Annotated in this window: 1 protein-coding gene; it reads left to right on the top strand. The window is 46.7% G+C overall.

What is annotated here, in order from left to right; genetic code table 11:
* Positions 1 to 1,498, top strand: a 1,498-nt coding sequence (locus tag PX481_RS20475; protein WP_288095703.1) for a polysaccharide deacetylase family protein, incomplete at both ends; no start/stop codon positions are given.

Raw genomic sequence — 1,498 nt, 5'->3', positions numbered from 1 at the left:
CAACAGCGATCAAATTAGCACCCTGGCCAGAAATTCATCCCCGCGCTCAAGAGACAAAAGTACCGATCTTAATGTATCACGACATTTTACCGGAAAAAGAGGTATTCTTTGACGTTACTCCTGGCGAATTAGAGGCACATTTTCAATTTTTGCGGGAAATCGGGGCAACTCCTATCAGTATCGATTGGTTAATTTCCCATCTGCGGACAGGTATTCCCCTTCCCGCTAAACCAGTTTTATTAACTTTTGATGATGGTTATGGGGGACATTACCAGTATGTCTATCCTTTATTGAGAAAATACGGCTATCCTGCTGTTTTCTCGATTTATATCAATAAAATGACTCAAAAAACTGGCAGAACCAGTGTCACTTGGCAACAACTCCAGGAAATGGCCGCCGATCCTCTAGTCCAAATTGTCTCCCATAGTGTTAGTCATCCCCGGGATTTAAGATTATTGTCCGATGCAGATTTGGAGCAAGAAGTCAAGCAATCGAAACAAATCTTAGAAAAAGAATTGGGCATTCCGATTAATTATTTCACCTATCCGGAAGGGAAGGCAGATGATCGAGTGAAGGAATTCGTCAAAAAAGCGGGTTATCGGGCGGCTTTATCGATGAATGACCTCGATGAACATTTTGCGGGACAATCCCCCGATTTACTCACGATTGGACGCTTTGGGCAATCGCGCACGCGAGAAGTTGTACCGCAAGCTTGGGGAGGTGATCCCTTACCCCGTAGGGATGGCGGTTTTAACTTTGCCACCACCATCCAAAAACGGGAAGTGGAATTTTCAACTAATACACTTGTTCTGATTAGTGGCGGGATTCCCAAAACCATCCACGCTGATAGTCGTTATCAAGTGGAGGAAATTATCGCCGGTACAGAAGCGATCGCGGCTGTAGATGGCGGTTTTTTCTCTCTCAAGGAATTGGACTCAAATCAGATGATCGGGCCGGTTTTAAGCGAAAATGGCGGCTTTATACCGGGATATGAGGGAGAAATCGACAAGTTAGAGGGTCGTCCTTTAGTAATCATTACCGAGCGATGGGTGCGTTATCTTCCCTTTGATCCTGCCCGTCATAATACCCTAGAAGGAATTGCAGCGGAGGCTGGAGATGATCTCAAGGTTACGGATGCTTTTGTCGCGGCCGCTTGGTTAGTCAAAGATGGACAACCACAACCGCGGGAATCCTTTGGTACACTTTACGGTTTTGATGCCCTGCGTCACCGGGCTTTTTGGGGGATTAATCAGGCAGGACAGCCAGTTATCGGGGTTTCCAGAGAGCCGATCGATTCGATGGCTTTGGGAGAATTATTAGTACAGGCAGGTTTTCGGGACGCAGTGATGTTAGACTCAGGAGCAAGCACCTCCCTCGCTTATCAAGGTCAATCGCAAGTGCATTATACTCCCCGTCCCGTTCCCCACGTTGTCGCTTTATTTCCCCCCACAGAAACCTATATTGTTCCCATTAGTCATGTGGGGATTCCCTGTGTAAT

This window comes from Microcystis sp. M53603_WE2 (assembly GCF_030065435.1).
Note: the sequence above shows the minus strand (reverse complement) of the source record. Positions and strands in the feature narration are given on the sequence as shown.